General features: G+C 65.0%; 21 protein-coding genes and 1 pseudogene. 11 read left to right on the top strand and 11 right to left on the bottom strand.

Translation table 11 applies throughout. From position 1 onward, the window contains the following. The 4 genes from AC4BG9_RS11830 to AC4BG9_RS11815 are packed head-to-tail and all read left to right on the top strand — an operon-like array spanning position 1 to position 3,186. The gene (locus AC4BG9_RS11830; RefSeq protein WP_490571295.1) at positions 1–582 is read left to right on the top strand and encodes a hypothetical protein; all 582 of its coding nucleotides are present in this window, start codon (positions 1–3) and stop codon (positions 580–582) included. After that, positions 579–887: a hypothetical protein gene (locus AC4BG9_RS11825; protein WP_490571294.1), complete on the top strand. Its 309-nt coding sequence runs from the start codon at positions 579–581 to the stop codon at positions 885–887. Before AC4BG9_RS11830 ends, AC4BG9_RS11825 begins: the two co-directional genes overlap by 4 nt. Next, positions 884–2,671 carry an alpha/beta hydrolase gene (locus AC4BG9_RS11820; RefSeq protein ID WP_490571293.1) on the top strand — a complete coding sequence of 596 codons (1,788 nt, stop codon included), beginning with the start codon at positions 884–886 and terminating at the stop codon, positions 2,669–2,671. Before AC4BG9_RS11825 ends, AC4BG9_RS11820 begins: the two co-directional genes overlap by 4 nt. Next, complete coding sequence (locus tag AC4BG9_RS11815) at positions 2,671–3,186, top strand: hypothetical protein (protein ID WP_490571292.1); 516 nt, start codon at positions 2,671–2,673, stop codon at positions 3,184–3,186. Before AC4BG9_RS11820 ends, AC4BG9_RS11815 begins: the two co-directional genes overlap by 1 nt. Positions 3,187–3,189: 3 nt before the next feature. Here AC4BG9_RS11815 and AC4BG9_RS11810 read toward each other — a convergent pair whose 3' ends face one another. The 4 genes from AC4BG9_RS11810 to AC4BG9_RS11795 form a co-directional block, all read right to left on the bottom strand. After that, on the bottom strand, positions 3,190–3,708 hold the full coding sequence (locus AC4BG9_RS11810; RefSeq protein WP_490571291.1) for a hypothetical protein: 519 nt from the start codon (positions 3,706–3,708) through the stop codon (positions 3,190–3,192). Positions 3,709–3,863: 155 nt separating this feature from the next. Next, positions 3,864–4,424: a Dps family protein gene (locus AC4BG9_RS11805; RefSeq protein WP_490571290.1), complete on the bottom strand. Its 561-nt coding sequence runs from the start codon at positions 4,422–4,424 to the stop codon at positions 3,864–3,866. 447 nt (positions 4,425–4,871) lie between these two features. Further along, positions 4,872–5,588 carry a polysaccharide biosynthesis protein gene (locus AC4BG9_RS11800; RefSeq protein ID WP_490571289.1) on the bottom strand — a complete coding sequence of 239 codons (717 nt, stop codon included), beginning with the start codon at positions 5,586–5,588 and terminating at the stop codon, positions 4,872–4,874. Positions 5,589–6,215: 627 nt separating this feature from the next. Then, entirely contained in the window at positions 6,216–6,776 is a 561-nt protein-coding gene (locus AC4BG9_RS11795) for an alpha-1,2-fucosyltransferase (RefSeq protein WP_490571372.1), read from the bottom strand. A 572-nt stretch (positions 6,777–7,348) separates the two neighbouring features. On the opposite strand from AC4BG9_RS11795, the gene AC4BG9_RS11790 reads away from it, so the two are divergent. Next, positions 7,349–8,902: a hypothetical protein gene (locus tag AC4BG9_RS11790; RefSeq protein WP_490571288.1), complete on the top strand. Its 1,554-nt coding sequence runs from the start codon at positions 7,349–7,351 to the stop codon at positions 8,900–8,902. Between the two features lie 656 nt (positions 8,903–9,558). Here AC4BG9_RS11790 and AC4BG9_RS11785 read toward each other — a convergent pair. Both AC4BG9_RS11785 and AC4BG9_RS11780 read right to left on the bottom strand, forming a co-directional pair. After that, the gene (locus tag AC4BG9_RS11785; protein ID WP_490571287.1) at positions 9,559–10,308 is read right to left on the bottom strand and encodes an IS30 family transposase; all 750 of its coding nucleotides are present in this window, start codon (positions 10,306–10,308) and stop codon (positions 9,559–9,561) included. 194 nt (positions 10,309–10,502) lie between these two features. Further along, a pseudogene (locus AC4BG9_RS11780) lies at positions 10,503–10,625 on the bottom strand (hypothetical protein); the annotation flags it as partial. Positions 10,626–11,679: 1,054 nt separating this feature from the next. On the opposite strand from AC4BG9_RS11780, the gene AC4BG9_RS11775 reads away from it, so the two are divergent. Continuing rightward, entirely contained in the window at positions 11,680–12,264 is a 585-nt protein-coding gene (locus AC4BG9_RS11775) for a glycosyltransferase (RefSeq protein ID WP_490571286.1), read from the top strand. Positions 12,265–12,289: 25 nt separating this feature from the next. On the opposite strand, the gene AC4BG9_RS11770 is transcribed toward AC4BG9_RS11775, so the two are convergent. From AC4BG9_RS11770 to AC4BG9_RS11760, 3 genes are all read right to left on the bottom strand, one after another. Beyond that, positions 12,290–12,925 carry a glycosyltransferase gene (locus tag AC4BG9_RS11770; protein ID WP_490571285.1) on the bottom strand — a complete coding sequence of 212 codons (636 nt, stop codon included), beginning with the start codon at positions 12,923–12,925 and terminating at the stop codon, positions 12,290–12,292. Positions 12,926–13,389: 464 nt separating this feature from the next. Beyond that, on the bottom strand, positions 13,390–14,502 hold the full coding sequence (locus AC4BG9_RS11765; RefSeq protein ID WP_490571284.1) for a glycosyltransferase: 1,113 nt from the start codon (positions 14,500–14,502) through the stop codon (positions 13,390–13,392). Continuing rightward, a complete protein-coding gene (locus tag AC4BG9_RS11760) occupies positions 14,502–15,047 on the bottom strand; it encodes an LbetaH domain-containing protein (protein WP_490571283.1) in 546 nt (181 codons plus the stop codon). The genes AC4BG9_RS11765 and AC4BG9_RS11760 overlap by 1 nt, the downstream gene beginning before the upstream one ends. Here AC4BG9_RS11760 and AC4BG9_RS11755 point away from each other — a divergent pair, their 5' ends adjacent. Genes AC4BG9_RS11755 through AC4BG9_RS11745 form a run of 3 tightly spaced genes read left to right on the top strand, consistent with a single transcriptional unit; the run spans position 15,048 to position 18,599 of the window. Then, positions 15,048–16,583 carry a glycosyltransferase family 4 protein gene (locus tag AC4BG9_RS11755; protein ID WP_490571282.1) on the top strand — a complete coding sequence of 512 codons (1,536 nt, stop codon included), beginning with the start codon at positions 15,048–15,050 and terminating at the stop codon, positions 16,581–16,583. It begins immediately after the preceding gene. Positions 16,584–16,587: 4 nt separating this feature from the next. Continuing rightward, positions 16,588–17,622 (top strand): GDP-mannose 4,6-dehydratase, encoded by a 1,035-nt coding sequence (gene gmd, locus AC4BG9_RS11750; RefSeq protein WP_490571371.1) that lies wholly within the window; start codon positions 16,588–16,590, stop codon positions 17,620–17,622. After that, complete coding sequence (locus AC4BG9_RS11745) at positions 17,607–18,599, top strand: GDP-L-fucose synthase family protein (protein WP_490571281.1); 993 nt, start codon at positions 17,607–17,609, stop codon at positions 18,597–18,599. The genes gmd and AC4BG9_RS11745 overlap by 16 nt, the downstream gene beginning before the upstream one ends. 70 nt (positions 18,600–18,669) lie before the next feature. Here the strand turns inward: AC4BG9_RS11745 and AC4BG9_RS11740 are convergent, their stop codons facing one another. Beyond that, positions 18,670–19,971, bottom strand: coding sequence for a sulfate adenylyltransferase subunit 1 (locus tag AC4BG9_RS11740; RefSeq protein WP_490571280.1), 1,302 nt, complete (start codon positions 19,969–19,971; stop codon positions 18,670–18,672). Then, positions 19,971–20,885, bottom strand: coding sequence for a sulfate adenylyltransferase subunit CysD (gene cysD, locus AC4BG9_RS11735; RefSeq protein ID WP_490571279.1), 915 nt, complete (start codon positions 20,883–20,885; stop codon positions 19,971–19,973). Before cysD ends, AC4BG9_RS11740 begins: the two co-directional genes overlap by 1 nt. A gap of 220 nt (positions 20,886–21,105) precedes the next feature. Here cysD and AC4BG9_RS11730 point away from each other — a divergent pair, with 220 nt between their 5' ends. Together AC4BG9_RS11730 and AC4BG9_RS11725 are read left to right on the top strand one after the other, a co-directional pair. Beyond that, positions 21,106–21,510, top strand: coding sequence for a hypothetical protein (locus AC4BG9_RS11730; protein ID WP_490571278.1), 405 nt, complete (start codon positions 21,106–21,108; stop codon positions 21,508–21,510). 106 nt (positions 21,511–21,616) lie between these two features. Further along, entirely contained in the window at positions 21,617–23,350 is a 1,734-nt protein-coding gene (locus AC4BG9_RS11725; protein ID WP_490571277.1) for a DUF4012 domain-containing protein, read from the top strand.

Raw genomic sequence — 23,350 nt, 5'->3', positions numbered from 1 at the left:
ATGAGCGACAGCGACGACCAGCGCCCCTCACCGGGTCACCACGGCCGGGCGGCCGCCCGGGTGGTCACCGCCGACCCGTTCTGGTCGGTGGTGCGACGACGGCACCCCGACGTCGACATCGTGGTCCTGCCGACCGAGGCGCGGGTCGAGACCCCGCCGGGGGCGCCGGCGGCGGACCCCACGGAGGTCGCGGCGCGTGAGGACCACGACGTACGCCGGGCGTGGGTGCGGCTGGTGGGCGACCTGGGCGACGTCCACGCGGACTGGCGGGCGCGCTGGGTGCCGGGCGGGGCGTCGGACCGGGTGCGCCGCGAGATCACCCTGACGGTCGACCGGGCCGACCCCGTGACGGTCGCCGCCCGGCTGGAGACCGCGGCGCAGACCCTGCGCGAGGACGGGTGGCAGGTGCTGGTGCCGCCGACCGGCTTCCCGCGGGTGATGGCCGGGCGCGACGGCGAGCTGGGCCGCTCCGAGCTCTCGCTGGTGCTGGTCCCCGAGGCCGGGCGGCTGGTGCTGCGGGTGCGCAGCGCCGACCACCCGGTGGGCGAGGCGACGGCACGCGAGCTGGCGGTGGCCTCATGACCCACATGGAGTGGGAGATGGCGGCCATCCAGCGCGGCATCGGCCGGTGGGAGGAGCTGGAGACGCTGATGACCGAAGCCGCCGAGGAGCTCGGCTCCGCGCCGACGGGCGGGGTCGCGCCGAGCGTCCAGGGGGCGGCGTCGGCGTTCCTGTCGGCGTGGACGGGCTACGCCAAGGAGAGCCAGGCGATCGCGGTGGGGTTCACCGGCGCGCTGCGCGCCTCGGTGGCCGACGTGGTCGGCACCGACTCCGGCCAGGCCTCCGACTACAGCCAGCTCGACGGGCGCCTGGGGCCGCAGCGATGAGCACGGTGACGATCCTGGTCCCGGCGGAGGTCGCGGCGATCCGGCGGCCCGGCGGCAACCCGGGCAGTGCCGACTCGCTGGCCGAGGCGCTCTACGCCGCGGCCGGGCGCTACGAGGAGTTCGGCGACTCCGCCGCCTCGTTGCAGAGCATGGAGGACGGCTGGTGGGGTGAGGCCTACGTCGCCTACCGGGAGGCCGCAGGCAAGGCGTCGGGGGAGCACGCCTCGATGGCCGCGACGGTCAAGCGGATCGGCCACGCGGTCACCTCCTACGCCGACACCCTGCGCGACCTGCTGCGCACCCACGAGCAGCTCCAGGACCGTCGTACGACGCTCAACTCGCGGCGCGACGTGCTGGTGGCCGACATCGCGGCCACCACCGAGGCGACCCCGGCGCAGATCGCGGAGCTGAAGAGCCGGGCGCGAGACCTCACCCGGGCGGTCGACGACCTGGTCACCGACCGTGACGTGCTCCTCGCCCAGGTGCAGGCCGCCGAGGACCTGCTGCGGCGCTCCTTCGAGGCGGCCACCGACCTGGGCGACGCGCTCTCCGACCTGGGCGGGGTCAGCGACGCCGCCAGGGACGCGATGGCCAAGCCCGGCGCGCCCGGCCCCAGCTCGAGCCCGGAGCAGGTCCACGACTGGTGGGAAGGGCTCACCGACGCGGAGCGGGAGGCGGTCACCTCGGCCTACCCGGAGGTGATCGGCGCCGCCGACGGGCTGCCGGCCGGGGCCCGCGACGACGCCAACCGGGTGCTGCTCGACGGCGACCTGGCCCGGCTGGCGGCGAAGGAGGACGACGGCACCCTGACCCCGCTGGAGCGCAAGGCGCTGGCGAACGCCCGGGCGACCCAGAGCGCGCTGAAGAGCGCGGAGGGCTATGACGACCCGCTGCCGGGCGGCGGCAGGCCGGGGGCGCAGCTGTGGCTCTACGACCCGACCGCCTTCGAGGGGGACGGGCGGGTCGCGGTCGCGATCGGCGACCTCGACACCGCCGACGACGTCGCGGTCTTCACCCCCGGCATCACCACCGACATGGGCAAGGTCGACGACTACACCAGCGAGATGTATAACCTCTACGAGGCGACGCGCTACAACGGCGACGGGTCGAGCGTGGCGACGATGTTCTGGCTGGGGTACGACGCACCCGACAGCCCCGTCGACATGGCCACCCTGACCGAGGGCCGCGCCGAGGACGGCGGCCGACGGCTGGCCGACGCCATCGACGGCCTGCGGGCCAGCCGGGGCGACGACCCCGACGACCGGGCGCACCTGACCGCCGTGGGGCACAGCTACGGCTCGACCACGACGTCGTACGCGACGGGCAAGTTCGACCTCGACGCCGACGACGTGGTGCTGGTCGGCAGCCCCGGGGCGGGTCCGGCCGAGCACGCCGACGACTTCAGCGTGGGGCGCGACCACGTCTACGTGGGCCGCGACAGCCGCGACATCGTCGCGGTCCTGGGTGACGAGGGCTGGGCCGGCAAGGCTGGGCTGGGCCTGGGCAGGGACCCGTCGGAGGACGACTTCGGCGCCACCCGGTTCGAGGCGGAGCGGGTGGACCGTGAGGACATCCGCAACTGGGGCGACGCCCACTCCAACTACCTGTCGGTGAACACCGAGTCGCTCTACAACATCGGCCTCATCGTCGACGGCCACGGCGACCAGGTCAACGAGGCGGAGCACTCCTACGACCCGTTCTTCGGCTCTCCGGTGGATCCGGAGGTCGACCGGGAGCCCACCCAGGGCGTGCCCGGCAAGTCGCAGACGAGGGAGGACGACTGATGGGCGGGGTGCGGACCCTGGTCGGCGGTGCCATGCTGGTGCTCATGCTGGGTGCGTGCGGCGGCGAGCCCGACCCCGAGGAGTCCCGGGCGGCGCTCTCCCAGGCGCAGGAGCTGGTGGAGAGCCGGTTCCGCGACGCCGTCGAGGTGCTCGGGCAGGCGGGCTTCGAGGTCTCCGAGGCCGACGCGGAGTGGCGGGTCTGCGGGGTCGAGCCGAAGAGCTCGATGCAGGTGCTGGGCGGCGGCATCCTGACCGGTGGCGAGGGTGAGGCCGCGGCCCGGGTGGCCGCGGCCTCCGACGCCCTGGTGGCCGACGGCTGGGAGGTCGAGAACGCCGCCGACACCCCCCGCCCCTACGCGATCCTGGTCGACGGCGAGGGCGAGGAGAAGGTCCGGCTGAACGTGCAGGAGTCGAAGTTCGAGGCCGGCCGGGTCAGCCTCGGGATCAGCGGGGCGTGCGTGGAGTCCGGGAGCGAGGACTCCGAGCGGCTGGGGCAGAAGTTCGACCTGCTCTGAGGCTCAGAGCCTCTGGCACTGGCCTTCCTTGTCCCCGGCGACCCGGTTGCCGGCACCGGCCGGGCGGGGGCTGTTGTCCTCGCACTGCAGGTTGCCGTCGACCACGTTGCGGCGGACGACGAAGCGTCCGTTGTCCTCGAGCTGGATGTCGCCGTCGACGACGGTGCGCACGATCCGGCCCTTGCCGCCGTCCTCGAGCTGGATGTTGCCCCCGACGCGGGAGCGGTCGCCGTTGCGCGGCTTCACCACGACGCGCTGGAACCCCTCGCCCTGGATGTCGCCGTCGACGCGGATGCCGCTGGCGACCAGCGTCCCGCCGCTCTCGACCTCGATGTTGCCCTCGATCCGGGTGCCGTTGAGCCGGCAGGTGACGTTGCGCGGGACAACGAGGTTGTCGTCGAGGGTGGTGGCGCCCAGGGTGCCGCGGCAGCTGACGTCGTCGGCGTACGCCGGGGCGGCGACCAGGACGCCTCCGGCGGCGAGGAGGGGGAGGGTGGCAAGGGCGGCGAGTGTCGTCTTCATGGCGAGGAGGGTCCCCGGCGCGGGTGAACGGACGGTGACCGGGGAGTGAAGGGTCCGCCCGGGGCGGGCGTCGCACCGGAGAAGAGCAGGAGACGACCGCAGCTCCGAACCCCTACTCGGGGCCGGAGCTGCGGAGTCGTAGCGAGGAGCGGAGACTACTTCTTCTTGCTGCCGCCCTTGGCCTTGGAGGCCGCCTGCTTCTCGGTCGCGGCACCGGCGGTGCTCAGCTGACCGGCGGCGTTCTCCAGGTGGGCGCGGACGAACCAGTGGAACTGCTCGAGCTCGGAGGTCTGGGAGATGAGCAGGTCCTCGGTGATCGGGTCGAGCTCGCCGGCCTCCTCGATCGCCTTGCGGTTGTCCTTGATGATGCCGACGTAGACCAGGTCGAGCGCGCCGAGGTGGGCCTGGGCGGTGTCGCGGCCGATGGAGTACTCGTCCCAGGAGCGCGCCTTGACCAGCGCGCCGGGGGTGCCGATCGGCACGCCACCCATAGTGGCGATCCGCTCCGCGGTGTCGTCGGCGAAGTTGCGCACGGCCTCGACCTGCGGGTCGATCATCTCGTGGACGCCGATGAAGTTGGGACCGACGACGTTCCAGTGCACGTGCTTGAGGGTCAGGTGCAGGTCGTTGTAGGCGTAGAGCCTGTCCTGCAGCGCCTTGACGACGGTCTCGCTGTCCTTGGCGGTCATGCCGGGCACGTTGTAACCGGTGGCCATCTGAATTCCTCCTGTGGGTTGGTTCGAGTCGGCCTGTACCCAGTCGGGGGGATTGCTGAACAGGCATCCCCACGCACCCGCCACACTGGGGCGGTGCCACGACGCCCGCTCCTCCTGCTCCTCGCCGGGTACGTCGTCTTCCTCGCGGGGCGTTGCTGGGGGTCCTCTTGGCGTTCAGAGCCAAGGACGGTGCGGCGAAATACAACCTACGGCGAAACCAATAGTGTTTGGTGCGGCCCGTCAAGCGGGCTCCGCGTATAGGTGTGATGCCCAACGATCGAGCACGGACTTCTCTCCCAACGACGCATCCCCGCAGCCCGCTTGTTACCGCAACTGGATCCCAAACGGCAGGCAGGTCAAGGTGTCCCCTGTCCGTGTGGCAGACCTGAGCGGGCGCGGAAGAGCACCCGTGCGTCCAGCCATTGTGGGCGGTCGGAGGCAAACGTTCTAAGCAGGCGACTTCGTCGAGTCCGGGTTCGGCAGCTTGTGGTGCGGGTCGTGATCTAGTCGCCCCACGAAGAACCAAGCAAGGGAGAAGACGAGCAGATCTCTGATCAGTGCCCCCGAGGCAGCTCCGACGGCACCGGCGTAATGAGCGCCCAGCATCATCGTTGGTAGAGAGATCGCCGCGGCGACTAGCCAGAACCGCGCAACCTGGTGCTGACCCCCGCGACCCACCATTTGCATGATGGCTACGCCACCAAGGCACGAGAAGAGTCCCGCAACGACGCAGAGTCGAAGGGGCGTCGAACTTTCTAGTTCTGCACCAAACAGGAGAGAGACGAGCGGGCCCGGGACGATGAGGAACGGCAATGCAATGCCTGTGTACGTCACGGCGACAACGCCGGAGATCACGATGCGCTGAGAACGAAGACCGGCTCGGTCACGTGATGCTGCCGCCCGTGCTACAACGGCGCCGGCGGGCACAAGAGCAGCGGTAGTGAGCGCATTCTGCAACTGGCTCGCCAGGCCATAGGCCGACACGGTCGACACGGTCGCGGCGAGGGCAACCACCGCTGTGTCGCTCTTGTTCGCGACCACATTTAACAGCGAGCCAAGCCCAAGACCCCAGGTGTGGCGCACCTTGAGTTGCTCACCGTCGCTCGAGCCCGCACCTGTGTGATCGCGTCTAAGAGACCGATACTGCAGCGCAGTGATGAGCACCTCCCCCGCGGCGAGGATTCCTACGATACTTGCCGGACTTCCAAAAGTCCCCGCAAGCATCAACATAGGGGTCGTCCCCCCGCGAACTACGCCATTGATTGATGATGTTCGTCGAAACAATTTCCTGCCAAGGGCGGCCTGCGAAGTCACCATGCTGCCTTGGTATGCCACCGCATACAAGAACACGACAAGGGCCCACGTGGGTGCTCCAACTAGGGACTCCCCACTCAATGATGAACTCAGCCAAAGTCCCAGAGAGACGGGAGCCGCGACTCCCATCCGAAACAGAAGGGGGCGTAGTAGAGCTTTTGGATCAGAAACATCCCCACTGGCGTACGTTCTAACGGCTTGAGAAGAAAGCCCTGCATCTACCAATGCGTAGCAGAGGGTTGCCAACGCCAGGGCCAGAACGATCGCACCAACTCCGTCAAGCCCAGACGCTCGTCCGGCCACAGCCATTGCGACTAAGATCTGAAGTTTAGAACCGAGAGTTGTAGCAAGGGTCCATAAGCCGTCCATCAAGCCATGTCCACGGAGTGCATTAGATGCCCGTGCTAACAGGGAGATCATCGGGCTCTCCCGGGCCAGCGAGACAGGTCACGCCACGGTGACGACGCCTGTTCTTGATCAGTCACTGAGCGGACTGCTCATCGGATCGGGACATACCGCTTCGAGCCAACCGTCAGGAGGGTTGGATCCGTCTGACTCCCAAACCTTTAGGTGGGGTTTATAGACATCTGCGCCGGGTGTGAGAAGGAGGGGAGTCGCGCCCAGGAATGCGCCCCAAGCGCTGAATGTGCTTCGACTTCCTATTATCCCCGCCGAGTTGGCAAGGATCATGATATCCGCGAGTGCATTCGAGGCCCCGCTCCGGTACACCCCTGGCAGCGCTAGGATCGAGGCTAACTCATCGTCCGTGCCGTCGGAGCAGACAATCACTGGCCGCGAAGGCTCCCGTGTTCGGAAGTGTACGATCTGGTCTTGGTACCATTGCAGTGGAATGCTTGCGTTATTACTCGAGGGAAGGTCACGTTCGTGGGTCGGCCGTGAGAAATCTCCCAGTCTGATGTGAACACCCACATAAGAGTGTTCTGGCACCCCAGCTAGGACCGAGGGCCTTGCGATTTGCTCGAGGAACTGCCGGTATGCGCCTGGGTTCTGGTGGAGTTCGGCAAAGTAGTTACCCATGCCTTCAAAAACGACAACACGGCCACGGGTGCTTCTGGGGCCGAATCTACCTAGAGTACCCGTCCGCCACGCACGGGTGATTAGCATGCGCATACTAGGCGCTCGAAAGAGGCGCCAGTACTGGCGCTTGTCCCGCTCCCGACGCAAAGTAGGGCCAACACGAATTTGCAACCATTTGGGGGGTAGCAATAGTGAGTTTGCAACCTCTTGGTGGCGGTCAAAGGCCCGCATGAGGGGGAAGAGCTCGTTACCTAGCCCAGCGCGACCGAGTTTCGGATAAAGGAAGACGGACTCGTTCACTGGGCCGCGCCCGTCGCTCCCTTGAGTAGGTCCTCGAAACATGGGGGTCCTCCTCAGGATCGGTATGCACGTCCCGTCACCGGCTGAATATACAAGGGGATTGCCCCCGACTGGCGGAAGGGTCACAACAGCGCCCGTCTCGACGGATAACTGGACAAGCGCTGAGGGTCTGACACGACCTCGGGGCCCGCATCGCGGAAGGGCGCCGCGGAGTGTCCACCGCCGCAGGGAGGCAGCCACCACGCAATGGCCTTGCTGCGTACACTGCACGAATGAAGGGCACACCTGAGACTGGCGAGACACCAGTGCGGTCACGACGGGAGAGCCAGATCTTCAATGCTTCCGCGTTCACACTGCTCCTCACGCCTCTTGTCTTCGTAGGCCCCACGCTGTCGTACCAGTCCTTCACGGGCGCGGCACCGGCGACCGACATGACCCCGGTTCTAGCGCTGCTACTGGGGGGGATGGTGCTTGCTGGAGCAAGGTTGGCGTGGTTGATCGCGAAGGGTGAGCCGCGGCTTCTGAGTGCGTCCATTTGGATATTCACCTATGTATTCATGGGTATCGCGCCGATAGTGCAGTTGAGATCGGGTGTTCTGCCCAGCACTACGCCCTACGTCTCGCCGGGATCTCAGTTCATGGCCGCTCTGGCGATTGTTCTGGCGATGGCGGCCTTCCTCCTGTCGGAAACCACTAGCGGCCCCAAACGGCTATCATTAGGGATCTGCCCGGTGCAGTTCCAAACGGGGATGCCAGACGGCTCGCTGTCCTCCACGCGCGTGATTCTCCTCGCTGTGGCTTCCTTGCTCGCCACCGTGTACTACGTAGTGACTGTGGGTCCAAGATCTCTTCTCCTAACACGCGATGAACTCAGCGCCATCAAGGCGGCGATATGGACGGATTCTAGTGCCGCGGTTCTTATCGTGGGGATTTGCACATTTCCCGTCCTAGTAGCTCATGTGGCGGGCTACAGGATCAGCGCGCAACGGCGTGCTGAGGGGCTCAAGCCTTGGACCCTGCTTCTCATCACAACGGGGGCCGCCACACTCTTCGCCACTAATCCGATTAGCAGCCCTAGGTATTACGCAGGGACTATTCTTCTAACCTTCATTGCGGTTCACGGGGGCTGTGCCACGCCCACGAGAGTACGAATATTTCTCTCGGGCTTCTTGCTAGGCCTGATATACCTGTTCCCCTTGGCCGATTTCTTTCGCCGTGTGGGTGGGAAGACGCTGAGCTTCCGTCCCAGCGAAGCGTTTCTCTCGGGCGACTTCGACGCGTTCTCGCAACTATCTAACACCTTCGCGTACGTATCAGCGAACGGTCTGGAGTATGGCCGTCAGGGCTTGGGGGTCCTGACGTTCTGGGTTCCAAGGGCCATCTGGGTTGACAAACCTCGGGACACGGGCGTGCTGCTGGCTGAATTCAAAGGATACGAGTTTACGAACCTATCTGCGCCAATCTGGGCAGAACTGTACATTAATGGTGGATGGCTATTGCTAATAGTGGGAGCCTGGGGATTTGGGCGATTTGTGCAGCGTTTCGATGATACTGCCGTAATGTTGCGCCAGAGGTCCCTGCCACTTCCCGTCCTGAACTACATAATACCGTTCTATTCTATTATTCTTATGCGAGGAAGCCTTCTGCAGGCAGCTCTCGTCTTCTTTCTCATCGTGCTGTCGGCGTGGTTCGTGAGTGTTCGTCGCTCGACAAGGCTGCCGTCGAATAGATCCTCGAACGGTTCACCCCGCCCAGAGATAGGCCAAGCGGGGCGCGAAGCAGCTGACTTTCAGGGAGCCACTAGGCGGGGATTGATGGGGCACTGAGCGCGGGGCCTGCCTGAGCATTCCGGGGGCGCCGCTGGTGCACCGATAGAACTGGGCGGTCGAGAAATAATTGGGCCGTCAACCGTTAGATAGAGGGCTGACCGCACTTTGAGGGGCGCCGGACACGTGACGAATGGTTTGTGAAGTCGAGGGTGGCGCACGAGGAACGCAATTCTGGACGCCTCGAACGAGCGATGTGTTCGGTTGCCCCGCTTCAAACTGGCGCCGCTGCAAGCTGGCGCCGCTGGACGGCGTAGAGCCACCCGTCGTCGTGAACCCCGCGTGCCTCACGGCTCGATGCCGATATCCATCAGCACGTCAGAAGGAGAGGCCACGCGAGCGACAGGTGGCGTGCCACGCGCATCCAATCCTCCGACTGCACCGGGCCGGACAGCAAGCCTTCCGGATTTCGCTCGTTGACGACTTGCCCGCGGACGCAATGTCGTGCGCTCGCGTTGGAATCAGCGCATCCAACCCGGCAACAGTGCGGACCCCCGGGCAGCGATTGGGTCCTGTTCCGCTGAGCGTTCAACATGGATCACGATGAGCCGAGCAGCGATGGCAGCATGAACGAGCGTGTGCTCCACCAACCTGCGCCACCCGTTTGTCGGCAACGCTCGAATCTGGGGCCGATCCGCTGGCTTGGTTTCCAGTAGTCATCGCAATCTCTGGATGGACGCGGACGTTAGCGGTGCGCTGAACAGTTCCGCCGGCGCACGGTCGCCCAGGGTCAATCGAGGACGGCCGTTGAACTCCCCTTCGACCCTCACAAGGTCACGCGGGGTGTCGATGGAGAGGCCCGTCGACTTCGGGAAGTACTGACGCAGCAGCCCGATGGCGTTCTCATTGACCCGCGCTGCTGGACTGGCTGCGTCGCAGAAGTAGATCCTCACCCCGGTCATGGCGGTGATCTCGAGGTGGCGGGCCATCTCAGTGCCTTGATCCCAGGTCAGGCTCTGACGTAGCCCCGCGGGCAGGCCCTCCAGAGTGGCGCCGAGTTGGGGTCGCAGCGTTGTGGAGTCCTGAGCGGGCAGGTGGACCAGCTTCAAGTATCGGGTCTGACGTTCGATGAGGGTCGCGATGGCTGAGCGGTGGTGCGGACCGACGCTGGGATCTCCTTCCCAGTGCCCGGCCGCAGTCCTGTCGGTCGGCTCGAAGCCCCGGTCGTGGTTCGAGAGCATCGGCTGAGCAAAGCGTCGGCCAGCCCGGACCACCCGAGTGTGGCCGCGACGGTGGTCACGCCCGGTCCGCAAGGGCGACATCGCAGCGGATGCCGTCCTCACGCAACGCAGCAGGCCGGTCTGGTGGCGGTACAGCGCCTGGTAGATGCTCTCGGTCGACGACCACATCTTCGGGTCCTGGGGGTGCTCACGGCGCAGTGTCCGGCTGGTCTCCTGAGGCTCCAACGAAGCGCGAGCTTGGCGACGACGAAGGCGAACAACGCCCGGTTCTCGGTGATCTTCACCGGGCGATCTCGCCGCCGCCGGACCGCGGCCGCGCTGTGGGCGTGGAACGGGCGGTACAGCCGCGAGTGGTGCCGGTTGCGTCGCAACTCGCGGCTGATCGTCGATGGTGCGCGGCCCAACTCGCGGCCGCTGGCCGTCGGCCCGAGTCCGCGACTGGCGAGGTCGGCGATCTTCACCCGCTCGTCCTCGGGCAAGAACCGCGTTGAGATCTGACGAACAGCGAGGGGCTCGAGGGGAGGCGACGAGCACCGTGCCATCCGGGCGCCGTACCCGGGCGCCGTTCTTCCACCGCTGCGCAGCAGAGCGGGACACGCCGGCCTCCACACATGCAGCGCGTAGGAACCACCCCTGCGCCATCAGTTCCACGAACCTGCGCCGAGCCTCTGACTCTGGCGGCCTTCCCGGCCCTTTCCGAACACGCCGCGCTGACAACAAGGCCTCCTCGGAACCGGCTCTCGTTGCGATGGTTACTGGAAACCCCCCGTCGCTATGGCCTCATTTTCGAGCATCGTCGACACCGTTCACGACGATGCCGGCGAGGCGCACTCCACGTCGGCTGGTTGCCCCCGTGCTTTGTGTCTCGCGCGGGACGCGCACAACCCCGCAACGAGCTCTCACGGTGACCCGGCGGCGTGGCACACGCCCCATGGTGCCTCTTAGCGTGGTCGGAACGTTGTCACGCGAGATACCCGCGAGTAGGGCATCATGGAGCTGATCCTCAAGCAACGGGGTTCGTGGGGGAAGCGAGCACGTCATGTGGGACACAAATTGACCGAGTCAGGTGCTAATTCAAACCGCCAGCGTCGAGAAGTGGTGTGGATCACGAACTTCGCCGCTCCATACCGAATCCCGGTATGGCAGCAAGTCGCAAAGACGCATGACCTGTCCATAGGTCTCCTAGAATCAAACAAGGCCTTGTTTAAAGGTGAGGCAGGCCGTCCTCAGGACTGGGCCCACGCCCCTAGCCACGGTCTGTTGTACCGTGAGATCCCGACGTTGCACATCGTTAGGGGTGAGCACCGCTACTACGTCACCCGTCGGCTTCTTGGAGTCTCGTGGGTGCCGAAGCGGGGGGTAGTCGTTCTCGGCGGCTGGGAGTCCCCTTCATACTTTCAAGCGCGCGTTGCGGCGATTGTCAGGGGCGCCCAGACAATTGGATTCTATGAAAGCACCTTGCAGTCCCAGCGTTGGAGGCGCGGGCCGATCGCGCTCGCGCGTCGGCTCTTCTTCCGATCACTGAATCGAGTCATTGTTCCGGGTCCGGCGGCAGCAGCTGCCGTTACGGCCATGGGGGTCGCGCAGGATCGGATTGTGATCGCCTTCAACGCGGTCGAGACGGAGCGATTTCATGCTGCGGCATCTGTCCGCGCTGCGGCCGGACGCCTAGGTCACGCGTACATCTACGTGGGTCAACTTATTCCACGTAAGCGTGTTATTGAGATGGTTCACGCATTCGCCGCGATCGGCCACAGTATGGACACCTTGACGCTAGTCGGGAGCGGCCCGCAGGAGGATGAACTGCTTCGCCTAGTGGAGCGCCTCGGAGTGGGTGATCAAGTCGTGATGTTGGGCGAGATTGAGAACGCACTAATCCCTGAAATCTTGGCTCAGCACGACAGTTTGATCTTGGCGTCGGAGGAGGAAGTCTGGGGGATGGTCGTGAATGAGGCCTTGGCGACCGGATTACACGTGGTGGTCAGCGAACGCTGCGGTGTCCTCCCTTCAGTTAAGGATATGGTTGGCGTATACCCAGTAAGCGGGAGCTTGGCGGACCTCCCAGATGCATTGTCGGCGTCCCGAGCGGGTTTCGAGGGACTGATCGCGCACCCGGAGATTCTGCAGCACACTCCTGCTCGGTTCGCCTCCATCGTCTGTGAGGCCATCGCCGCGAATTGACGCGCTCACGGAGATCCAGGCCCGGCTAGTTCTGCGCCGGCCGCCCCATCATCGCTAGTGCGCCGTTCCTGAACGAGGCAACCATCTGTTCCATGGTTGGCGCCTGGGACAAGGTCTGCGGTTCCGCCGCACATACTTCCAAGATGAGATCTGCGAAAGCATCCGGATCGGAGGTTGTGGAAAACAGGTCGAGGTCCTTGGTCAGGTAGTCAACTTCGGGTGCGTGGAATGGCCAGTCCGTCGTTACCAAGGGAAGTCTCAAAACCAACGCGTCAACTGCAATCAGCCCGATGCGTCCGGGGTTCACGATCACCGACGAGGCTGCAGCAGCGAGTGCTTTCCGATGAGCGTCCGCATATCCCATGAGAATGACTTGGCCTCGATCGGCTGCCCGCTTCAAGCGATCAGCTTCCAGTCCTAGGCCACACACGATCAACTTGAAGGCGTCATTGGTGACCCACAGGCGGTCGAGCGACTTAGCAAGAACGTCGACCCGCTTGTTCGAATCTAGGCCACCTAAGTAGAGGCCCACGGCTCCACTGGTCAGACCGTGTCGATTCCTAAATTCCCGCACATCATCCGAGGTGACCCCTGCTCGCGCGAACTGCAGCTCAGTCGTGTCGATTGTGTTGCCTACGGACGTGATGTGCGCGCGAGGCACTTTCCGGAGTTTGGCGTCCCTAGTGCCTGCGTCCGTGTACGCGAAAATGTGATTAGCGCGCTGAAGTAGCCACCTCTCTACAAGGGTGTCCAACTTGTTTGCTTGCTTGACGTAGTCGGAGATGTGGCCCCAGAGTCCTACCTTGAGACCGTTCATTTGACGGGCGATTGCAATATGGGTGTCTAGGCACGAGCCAGCAGCTGGCACGATGACTCCGTCGACCTGTCTCATTAGACTCGTGGCACCGTAGTAGGTAAAGGTGCCGAACGGTGTCGTGATGCTCCGCTGCTGCGTCTCTTTGTGCCAATCGTGTCCTTCGCTTCCGTCTTGGCGTTTAGCCTGGGTTCCAGTTGCCCTAGGCGCGGCGACTATGCCAGTTACGCCGTCATCGCTCAAAAGGTTGAAGAGTGAATCGAAGAACGGGACCCTGTACGAGGGAAGATATGGCTGGACGATTAGCAATTTCATGATGGTGTGATCGCCTCGACGTAGAGGGACTCAAGTTGCGTAGCGATGGCATCTATGCCGAACCGTGTGCGGGCCAGTTCGGCAGCGCGCTCACCCATCAACGCCGTATCGATGGGATTCCGCAGCATCGTGTCGAGCGCACTGACAAGAGAATTAACCGAACCGTCGGTAACCAATCCTGCGCCAGAGGCATGGATCGCTCCCGCCAGACCACAAGTGTCGGTGATCACTACGGGGGTGCCAACTGACATCGCCTCAAGCACGCTCATCGGGTAAGGCTCGTCGACGGAAGGCAAGCAGTAGATGGCCGACTCCGCCAATCGATGCAGCGTGTCCTCAGGCGCGATCGCGTCTTCTCGCACAACCTGCGTAGGCTTCGAGGCTTTGATCAATGCGTCGATGGCCGGTCCCTCCCCTTCATCCGGGCCGACCATTGTCCAAGAGGTGTCCGGATACTTGTCTTGGAGAGCGATTGCTGCGCGCACGAAGTCCGTAGGTCGTTTTCTCTTGTGGAGCCTCGCGAGAAAGAGGACTCCAGACTTATGGGTCTTGCGGACCGCGGCTAAGGGAACACCATTTTCTAGAAGTCGCTGATTCTGCAGTTTCCCAGCTACGACTGCTACATCACGGCGCTCCTTTTCAGTGAGAAACAGCGCGGCTGCGGCCCTTCGCAGAGTCGGGCGGGTCAAGAACGCGTCTAGTGGACGCGCCAGGGGGTTGCGGCTTGCGTCAATCATTCCATGCGTCTGCACGAGTACGGGCAGGCCCGCGCGCAATGCCGAGGCGGCCAAGGGCAGCGTGACGAGGTCACGTGCCAAATGGACATGAACAACATCGAACTGTTCCTTGCACTTTTTGAACCATCCCTGTAGACCCGGTGACGCAAGGCCAGCGAAGCCAGCGCGCGGAATGACCCTGCGAGCGGGGAAAAGGTGCGCGGGCACGGACTCAATCTCGGTTGGAGGAGACTGGAACCCGCGGAACCCTGCGGCGAGAGCGACAGAGTGACCCCGTTCTTGCAATGCGACACATTGGTTCACTGCAACTCGGATTGGCCCCCCGTATGCCCCATCAGGACTTACCAAGGTAGCGACCTGGAGGATTCGCATCAGTTCGCCGCGATGTTCGTAGCTCGGGGGGCGAGGACCAGACTGTCCGGCGGCACGTCGTCGGTGATTAAGCAGGCGGCGCCGACAGTTGCTCGGGCACCGACAGTAACACCTCTCAGGACTGTGGCCCGTGCCGCTATCCACGCGCCCTCCTCGATCACAACGGGCAGATTGTCAAACTCGAAGGTGGGCGAGTGGCGATCATGGCTCCCTGTGCAAAGGAGGACGTCTTGCGAGACACAAACATTTGACCCTATGCTGATGTGTTCCAAGTTGAGAAGCCATGACCCTTCGCCGATCCAACTCCCCTCGCCAATATGCAGTTTCCACGGCCAGTGGATTCTCACGCGATGGCGGATCAGAACGTTTTCGTCGATTGTCGCGCCGAACGCGCGCAGGATGCGAACCCGCGAGGCGGCGGGAAACCACCAACGCATGAATACCGTGCCTGAGATGAGCAGCCACATCACTTGTGTCAGCTTCCCCCGGCCGATCTCGTAGCCGGCGCCGGTGAAGCCGGCGAGATCGCGAGTTGGTGACTCCATGTGGCGAGTGTACGAGTTGTGAACGGTGGACCCGACGGCGCTAGATCCCGTGGCAGTCATTCAAGCGATCCGAACGCACAAGCTGCTTCCGGCCCGCCGTTGGCCCAGTCAGGCGTCCCGCTTCGTTCGAACGGTCTTTCAGAGCGTTCGCGTGAGCGCTTCCTGCCGCCTGAGTGCTCAAATGCATACTCGAGATCTGTTCCTTCTCGGGGTCGAGCCCGCCCCGACGTGTCTCCGATTGTAGGGTTCCTCAAGACAGGGGTCGGGCACTGGGAGGGGCGAGCAGTGGATGCGGGCGGCTTACGTGTGCTGATACTGGGTGTTAACTATGCCCCTGAGCCGACCGGGATTGCGCCGTACACCACGCGCATTGCGTCCGGTCTGTCTGAGCGAGGCCACGCGGTGAAGGTGGTGACCGCCTTTCCGCACTACCCGCAGTGGACGATCCACGAGGACTACTCGGGATTCACGAAGCACGAAGTAATCGACGGAGTCCCTGTGACCCGTCTCCGTCACTTGCTCCCAACGCGGACTACCGGCTTGAGCCGCGCGTGGTCTGAGATTACTTTCGGGGGGCGCCTCATTGCGAGTCAGTGGGGACACCCAGATGTAGTGATTTGTAAGAGTCCCGCGCTTCTTAGCACGGCCATGGCCGTGACGCGCGGGCTTTGGGGTTGGAGACGTCCCGCTCTGGGGGTGATCGTCCAGGACCTGTACTCGGCTGGGTTGACAGAGACGACCGATCGCCGCGGAATGCTCGCGAATGGACTAAAGCGCCTCGAGTCCCGCGTGGTTCGGCGCGTCGACGGGGTATCAGCGATTCACGAACGCTTGAAGCAGCAGATCGTGGAAGGGCTCAATGTCAGTCCCCACAAGGTGACAGTCATCCGCAACTGGACGCATGTGCCCGAGGTCGCGCCCTTCGATCGCCAGGCGTTCCGTCGTCAACTCGGCTGGCGGGAAGACGAAGCAATCGTGCTCCACGCTGGGGCCATGGGTGAGAAGCAGGGACTCGGGACAGTCGTAGAGGCGGCACGGCTTGCCGAGCAGCAGGGCAGTGAGGTGCGCTTCATACTTCTGGGGGACGGTGGCCAACGCGCAGCTCTGGAAAGGCAGGCAGAGGGTCTGAGATCTGTCCAGTTCATGGATCCCCTGCCGGGCGAGGCGTACGGACGGGCGATGCAGGCGGCAGACGTGTTGCTCGTGAACGAGAAGCCAGGCGTCGTTGAGATGGCTGTCCCCAGCAAACTGACGTCCTACTTCAGCACTGGGGTCCCAGTGCTTGCCGCAACGGAGGCCCGTAGCACCACGGCGGACGAAATAGCTGCGTCGGGTGCGGGGCTACGCCTGGACCCCGGAAACCCAGCCGAACTCCTCGTCAAGAGTCTAGAGCTGGGCACGAACAAGGCCCACGCGGGGGCGCTGGGAGCGCGGGGCCCTGCTTACTGTGAAAGTGTTCTCTCGGAATCCGCCGCACTCGATGCGTACGACGCATGGGTCAGGCACCTACACACGATCCACCACTGGGGTGAGTGAGATAATGACGGCAAAACGGGCCTTTATTACTGGCATAACCGGACAGGACGGCTCCTATCTGGCTGAGTTGCTCCTGGGTAAAGGGTACGAGGTGCACGGTCTAATCCGTCGCGCCTCGACATTCAACACATCTCGAATCGACCACCTCTACGTCGACCCGCACGACCCGGAAGCCAAACTCTTCCTCCACTACGGTGATCTTTCAGACGGTGCTCGCCTCGTCACGCTCCTGGGGGAGATTGATCCCGACGAGGTCTACAACCTCGCCGCGCAGTCGCACGTCCGCGTGAGCTTCGACGAACCCGAGCACACCGGGGACACCACCGGTATCGGTGCGATGCGCCTGCTCGAAGCTGTCCGCGTGGCGGGCGTAAAGTGCCGCTACTACCAGGCGTCGAGTTCGGAGATGTTCGGGGCGACGCCGCCCCCGCAGAACGAGGAGACCCCGTTCTACCCCCGCTCCCCCTACGGGGCGGCAAAGGTTTACGCCTACTGGGTGACCAAGAACTACCGGGAGGGCTACGGCCTCTTCGCGACGAACGGCATTCTGTTCAACCACGAGTCTCCCCGTCGTGGCGAGACCTTCGTGACCCGCAAGATCACCCGGGCGGTCGCCCGCATCAGGGCCGGCCTGGACGAGCACGTCTATCTCGGCAACCTCGACTCCATCCGCGACTGGGGTTACGCCCCGGAGTACGTCGAAGGCATGTGGCGCATGCTTCAGGCCGACGAGCCCGATGACTACGTCCTTGCCACCGGCGGCAACTTCACCGTGCGGGACTTCGTGGTGACCGCCTTTGAGCACGTGGGCCTCGACTGGGAGAAGCACGTGAAGTTCGATGAGCGGTACCTCCGCCCCACGGAGGTGGATGCTCTCGTCGGGGATGCGAGTAAAGCTGAGCGCAACCTGGGCTGGAAGGCGACGGTGCAGACTGACGAGCTGGCCCGGATCATGGTCGACGCGGACATCGAGGCACTACAGCACGAAGGGCGGCACTGGATCGACCAGCCGACGCTCGAGGGGTGGCCGAAGTTCTGATGCGGGACATCGACTTCGTGCCGGGTGCGCTCGACCGCAACGCGACGACTTATATCGCCGGACATCGCGGGATGGTCGGCTCCGGGATCTGGCGACAGTTGGAGGGTCGAGGGCACACCAACCTGGTCGGGAGATCCTCGAGCGAGCTGGACCTCAAGGAGCGGGCGGACGTCTTCGACTTCTTCGCGGAGACGCGGCCCCGCTACGTGGTGCTGGCGGCGGCGAAGGTGGGCGGCATCCTGGCCAACGACACCTACCCGGTGGACTTCTTGAGCGAGAACCTCCGTATCCAGACCAACGTGATGGACGCCGCTCTGGCGCACGGGACGGAGCGTCTGCTGTTCCTGGGCTCCTCTTGCATCTATCCGCGTCTGGCCGAGCAACCGATCCGTGAGGATTCACTCCTGACGGGGCACCTGGAGCCGACCAACGATGCCTATGCGATCGCCAAGATCGCCGGGATCCTCGGTGTTCAGGCGGTACGCCGTCAGTATGGGCGACCGTGGATCTCCGCCATGCCCACCAACCTGTACGGCCCGGGTGACAACTTCTCCCCCACGGGGAGTCACGTCCTGCCCGCGTTGATCCGACGCTACGACGAGGCACGGGAGTCGGGCGCCGGAGTGGTCACCAACTGGGGGAGCGGATCGCCTCGCCGCGAGTTCCTCCATGTCGATGACATGGCAGCGGCCTGCGTCCACCTGATGGAGCACTACGACGGACCCCAGCAGGTCAACGTTGGCACGGGCCGGGACGCCACCATCAAGGAGATCGCCGGATTCGTGGCTGAGGCAGTCGGCTATCAGGGCGAGACCGAGTGGGACACCTCCAAGCCCGACGGCACCCCGCAGAAGCTCCTGGACGTGACCAAGCTGCAGGCAGCGGGCTGGATGGCGCAGATCGGCTTGCGCGAAGGCATTCAAGCAACGGTCGACTGGTATCGAGAGAACAGGGAGTCGCTCCGCGAGGCTGGCTGAGCTCGATCACGCTCCCAAGACGACAGAAGCCCCGGGCCGAGGCCCGGGGCTTCTGTCATGTTCTGCGAAGTCAGGAGCCGGTGTTGATCATCCCCGCTCCGACCGTCACGCCGGTCGCCTCGTCAATCAGGATGAACGACCCAGTCGTTCGGTTCTTCGCGTACGGGTCGCACAGCAGCGGCACCGTCGTGCGCAGCTGCACGCGCCCGATCTCGTTGAGCCCGAGCTCCTTGGTGTCCTGGTCCCGGTGCAGGCTGTTGACGTCCAAGCGGTACTGGATGTCCTTCACCATCGCCCGCCCGTTGCGGGTCGTGTGCTTGATGGCCAACTTCTGACGCGGCCGCAGCGGCTCGTTGGTCATCCAGCAGATCATCGCGTCGATGTCCTGGCTGGGCTTGGGCGCGTTGTTGACGCGGGCGATCATGTCGCCGCGGCTCACGTCCACGTCGTCGGCCAGACGGATGGTGACCGACATCGGCGGGAAGGCCTGGTCGATCTCCTTGTCGAAGAGGTCGATCGCCTCGATGGTCGAAGTCATGCCGCTGGGCAGCACGATGACCTCGTCGCCCTTCTTCAGCACGCCGCCGGCGACCATGCCGCCGTAGCCGCGGTAGTCGTGGAAGGCGTCCGACTTCGGGCGCACGACGTACTGCACGGGGAAGCGGACGTCGACGAGGTCGCGGTCGGAGGCCACGTGCACGTGCTCGAGGTGGTGCATCAGCGTGGGCCCGTGATACCAGGGCGTGTTCGCGCTGCGGGTCACCACGTTGTCGCCGTTGAGCGCCGAGATCGGGATGACCTCGAGGTCCGGGATGTTGAGCTTGGTGGCGAACGTCGTGAACTCGTTGTGGATGCGCTCGTAGACGGCCTCGTCCCAGTCGACGAGGTCCATCTTGTTGACGGCGAGCACGAGGTGCGGCACCCGCAGCAGCGACAGCAGCACCGCGTGGCGACGCGACTGCTCGGTCAGCCCGTGACGGGCGTCGACCAGCACGAGACCCAGGTCGGCGGTGGAGGCGCCGGTCACCATGTTGCGGGTGTACTGGATGTGGCCCGGCGTGTCCGCGATGATGAACTTGCGGCTCGGGGTGGCGAAGTAGCGGTAGGCCACGTCGATGGTGATGCCCTGCTCGCGCTCCGAGCGGAGACCGTCGGTCAGCAGCGCCAGATCGGTGTAGTCGTAGCCCTTGGACTGCGACGACGCCTCGACGGCCTCGAGCTGGTCTTCGAAGATCGACTTCGAGTCGAGCAGCAGGCGCCCGATCAGCGTCGACTTGCCGTCGTCGACCGAGCCGGCGGTGGCGAAGCGGAGCAGGTCCATCGGGGCCCGTCCCTCGTGCTTCTCGGCGACGGGAGAGATCTCGGGGCTCATCAGAAGTAGCCTTCCTTCTTGCGGTCTTCCATGGCCGCCTCGGAGAATCGGTCGTCACCGCGGGTCGCGCCGCGCTCGGTGACCCGGGCGATCGCGATCTCGTCGATGATCTCCGCTGTGGTGGACGCGGTCGACTCCACGCAGCCGGTCTGGGACTTGTCGCCCACCGTGCGGAAGCGGACCATCTTCTTCTCCACCGTCTCGTTGCCCTTGGGCTGCACGGCGTCGGAGAGGCTCAGCCACATGCCGTCGCGCTTGATGACCTCGCGCTCGTGGGCGAAGTAGATCGACGGGATCTCGATGCCCTCACGGTCGATGTAGTGCCAGACGTCGAGCTCGGTCCAGTTGGAGATCGGGAAGATGCGCATGTGCTCACCCGGGTGGATGCGCCCGTTGTAGAGGCTCCACAGCTCGGGGCGCTGCATCTTGGGGTCCCACTGGCCGAACTCGTCGCGGTGGGAGTAGACGCGCTCCTTGGCGCGGGCCTTCTCCTCGTCGCGCCGGCCGCCGCCGAAGGCGGCGGTGAAGCCGCCCTCCTCGATGGCGTGCAGCAGGGTGCCGATCTGGAGGCGGTTGCGTGAGGTCTTGCCGTCGTCGACGACGACGCCGCTCGCGATGGCCTCGTCGACGCTCGCCACGATGAGTCGCACGCCGAGGCGGTTGACCCAGTTGTCGCGGGTGGAGAGCACCTCGTCGAAGTCCAGGCCGGTGTCGACCTGGAGGACGGGGAAGGGGATCTTCGCGGGGAAGAAGGCCTTCTCTGCCAGCCGCATCATCACGATGGAGTCCTTGCCGCCGGAGAACATCAGCACCGGCCTCTCGAACTCTGCGGCGACCTCGCGGAAGATGTGGATCGACTCCGCCTCCAGCTGGTCGAGCTGACTCAGCTGGTAGTCGGCGTGGGTGTGGGTCATGACTGACTAGCGCCTCTCGTCGGAACAGCAGCCCACATGCTAGCCCCGCCCCCGGAGGACCCGGACATCCCGGCCCGAGGGTGGGCCAGTTGTTAACTCTGGGTGACATTGTGTCCAGATAGCGCGAGTGATGTGCACGATCCAATCCCGTCACGTAGGGTCAGGCGCAGACCTTCCAATATCAATAAACTCTGACGCCTTTCACATGGGGGACGTACACATGAAGAAACTCATCGCCGGTGCCGCAACCGCTGGCCTCCTGACCGCCGCCGGCCTTGTCGGCGCCGCGACCACCGCCACCGCCGCGCCCTACCCGCCCAGCGTCGAGACCGTCGTGAAGCCCAAGGTCCCCAACGTGATCACCCCCGGCAAGCCGGTGCGGTTCAAGATCAACATCGCCACCATCGGCAACGCCGAGGCCAAGGGCAAGATCACCTTCGTGGTCCGCAAGCCCAACGGCAAGAAGGTCAAGACGATCACCCGCAAGTACTCCGGCTCGGGCAACTTCGGCATCGGCAAGCTCCCGCGCGGCAACTACAAGGTCGCCGTCAAGTTCAAGTCCGCCAAGAACTCGGTGTTCAAGAACTCGCGCGAGACCGTGAACTTCAAGGTCGGCGCCCGCTGATCGATCGCTCCTCACGAGCGACCCAGAAGGCCTCGTCTCCCTCGGGAGGCGGGGCCTTCTGTCTACGCTGAGCCCACTTCACCAACCACCGATGAAGGAACTGTGAGTGTTCACCCTGCGCCGTGCCCTGGGACTGCTCCTTGTCGTGCTCCTGCTGACCGTGGGGTACGCCGCCTGGGTCGGGTGGCAGCTCAAGGGGGACCTCGAGGCGGCCGAAGGTGACGCGCGCGGGCTGCAGGCCGCGATCCAGGCTGACGACCGCGAGGACGCTGAGTCAGCTGCGAGCGACCTCGAGGAGTCGAGCTCCGCGGCCCGGAGGCGAGCCGACGGTGTCGTCTGGAGTGTCGCTGGATATCTTCCGGTCGTCGGCGACGACGCACGCGGTGTGCGTGCGTTGGCGCGTTCGCTCGAGACCCTCGCGGTTGATGCAGTGCCTCCCCTCCTCAAGACCTCGGAGCTCTTGCGGGAGGTGAGCGGCGGCAACGGGGTGAGCCTGTCGGCAGTGAGCGCGCTCGGGGCCCCGGTCCAGGGGGCGGCTACCGCCCTCGCGGACGCGGCAGACGACGTCTCCGGCGTCGACAGCGATGGCTTCGTCTCGGCGCTGCGTGATCCCTTCGAGGAGTACGCCGACCTGGTGACAAGTGCCGACCGCGGCTTCGGTGCCGCGACCACCGCGACCGAGCTCCTGCCGGGCATGCTCGGCGGGTCAGGCTCGCGGGACTACTTGGTGGTATTCCAGAACAACGCCGAGATCCGCGCCGGAGGAGGGCTGCCGGGTGCTTGGGCGCATCTGCGGACAGATGGTGGTCGCATCGCGATGGTCGAGCAGGGCTCCACCTCCGACTTCCCCGAACGGGCCGCTCCCGTGCTGCCGCTCACCCCGGGGGAGCGGGAGATCTACGAGGTGCAGCTCGGCACCTACTGGCACGACGCCAACTTCACCCCGCACTTCCCGCGCGCTGCCGACCTGTGGCGCGCGCACTTCGAGGATGGCCGCGACATCGAGCTCGACGGCGTCCTCAGCCTCGACACCGTCGCGCTCTCCTACCTGCTCAAGGGGACGGGTCCGGTCTCCGCTGGTGGAGTGACCATCGACGCGGACAACGCGGTCGACGAGCTGCTCCACCAGACCTACCGCGACCTGGAGGACCCAGCCGCCCAGGACGCACGGTTCCAGGCGATGGCGGTCGCGATCTTCGACGCGGTCACGGGGGAGCCCGAGTCGCCGATGGACCTGGCGGCCGGGTTCGGTCGGGCCGGCCGCGAGGGGCGTTTCCTCATGCACTCGTTCGTGGCAGCCGATCAGGAGAAGCTGGCCGGGACTGCCGTGGCTGGCGAGCTGGAGTCCGAGCAGTCGGAGACCCCGTTCGTCGACGTGACCCTGGACGACGCCACCGGCTCCAAGATGTCCTACTACCTGCGCCACGGTGTGAAGGTCCGCGCGGAGTCCTGTGCTGCGGGCCGCCAGCGGCTCGCCGGGTCGCTGCGACTCGGGTCCACGATCTCGCGGGCCGAGGTGGAGGACCTTCCCGCCTACATCTCGGGCGGGGGGATCTACGGCACCGACCCCGGGTCCCAGCTTGTGCTGACGCGGATCTATGGGCCCGTCGGTGGCGAGATCTCGGACGTCAAGTTCGATGGGGAGCCGGTCGACGTGGAGACGGTCGAGCTCAACGGGCGTCCGGTGGCGTCGTTGGTCGCCCTCCTCACCCCGACCGACAACGTCGACGTCACCTGGCGGATGTCCACGGGTGACGGACAGACGCGAGGCGGGGTCGTGGGAGTGACGCCGAGCATCGTCTCCGGAGACGCCGACACCGCCTTCGACTCGGCCTGCTGA

This window comes from Nocardioides sp. Z40_12, assembly GCF_058215795.1.
This window is presented reverse-complemented; position numbering and strand designations above follow the sequence as displayed.

Coding starts and splice junctions, on each gene's coding strand:
- AC4BG9_RS11830 (WP_490571295.1), top strand. CDS start 1: ATGAGCGACAGCGACGACCAGCGCCCCTCACCGGGTCACCACGGCCGG.
- AC4BG9_RS11825 (WP_490571294.1), top strand. CDS start 579: ATGACCCACATGGAGTGGGAGATGGCGGCCATCCAGCGCGGCATCGGC.
- AC4BG9_RS11820 (WP_490571293.1), top strand. CDS start 884: ATGAGCACGGTGACGATCCTGGTCCCGGCGGAGGTCGCGGCGATCCGG.
- AC4BG9_RS11815 (WP_490571292.1), top strand. CDS start 2,671: ATGGGCGGGGTGCGGACCCTGGTCGGCGGTGCCATGCTGGTGCTCATG.
- AC4BG9_RS11810 (WP_490571291.1), bottom strand. CDS start 3,708: ATGAAGACGACACTCGCCGCCCTTGCCACCCTCCCCCTCCTCGCCGCC.
- AC4BG9_RS11805 (WP_490571290.1), bottom strand. CDS start 4,424: ATGGCCACCGGTTACAACGTGCCCGGCATGACCGCCAAGGACAGCGAG.
- AC4BG9_RS11795 (WP_490571372.1), bottom strand. CDS start 6,776: ATGGGTAACTACTTTGCCGAACTCCACCAGAACCCAGGCGCATACCGG.
- AC4BG9_RS11790 (WP_490571288.1), top strand. CDS start 7,349: ATGAAGGGCACACCTGAGACTGGCGAGACACCAGTGCGGTCACGACGG.
- AC4BG9_RS11765 (WP_490571284.1), bottom strand. CDS start 14,502: ATGCGAATCCTCCAGGTCGCTACCTTGGTAAGTCCTGATGGGGCATAC.
- AC4BG9_RS11760 (WP_490571283.1), bottom strand. CDS start 15,047: ATGGAGTCACCAACTCGCGATCTCGCCGGCTTCACCGGCGCCGGCTAC.
- gmd (WP_490571371.1), top strand. CDS start 16,588: ATGACGGCAAAACGGGCCTTTATTACTGGCATAACCGGACAGGACGGC.
- AC4BG9_RS11740 (WP_490571280.1), bottom strand. CDS start 19,971: ATGAGCCCCGAGATCTCTCCCGTCGCCGAGAAGCACGAGGGACGGGCC.
- cysD (WP_490571279.1), bottom strand. CDS start 20,885: ATGACCCACACCCACGCCGACTACCAGCTGAGTCAGCTCGACCAGCTG.
- AC4BG9_RS11730 (WP_490571278.1), top strand. CDS start 21,106: ATGAAGAAACTCATCGCCGGTGCCGCAACCGCTGGCCTCCTGACCGCC.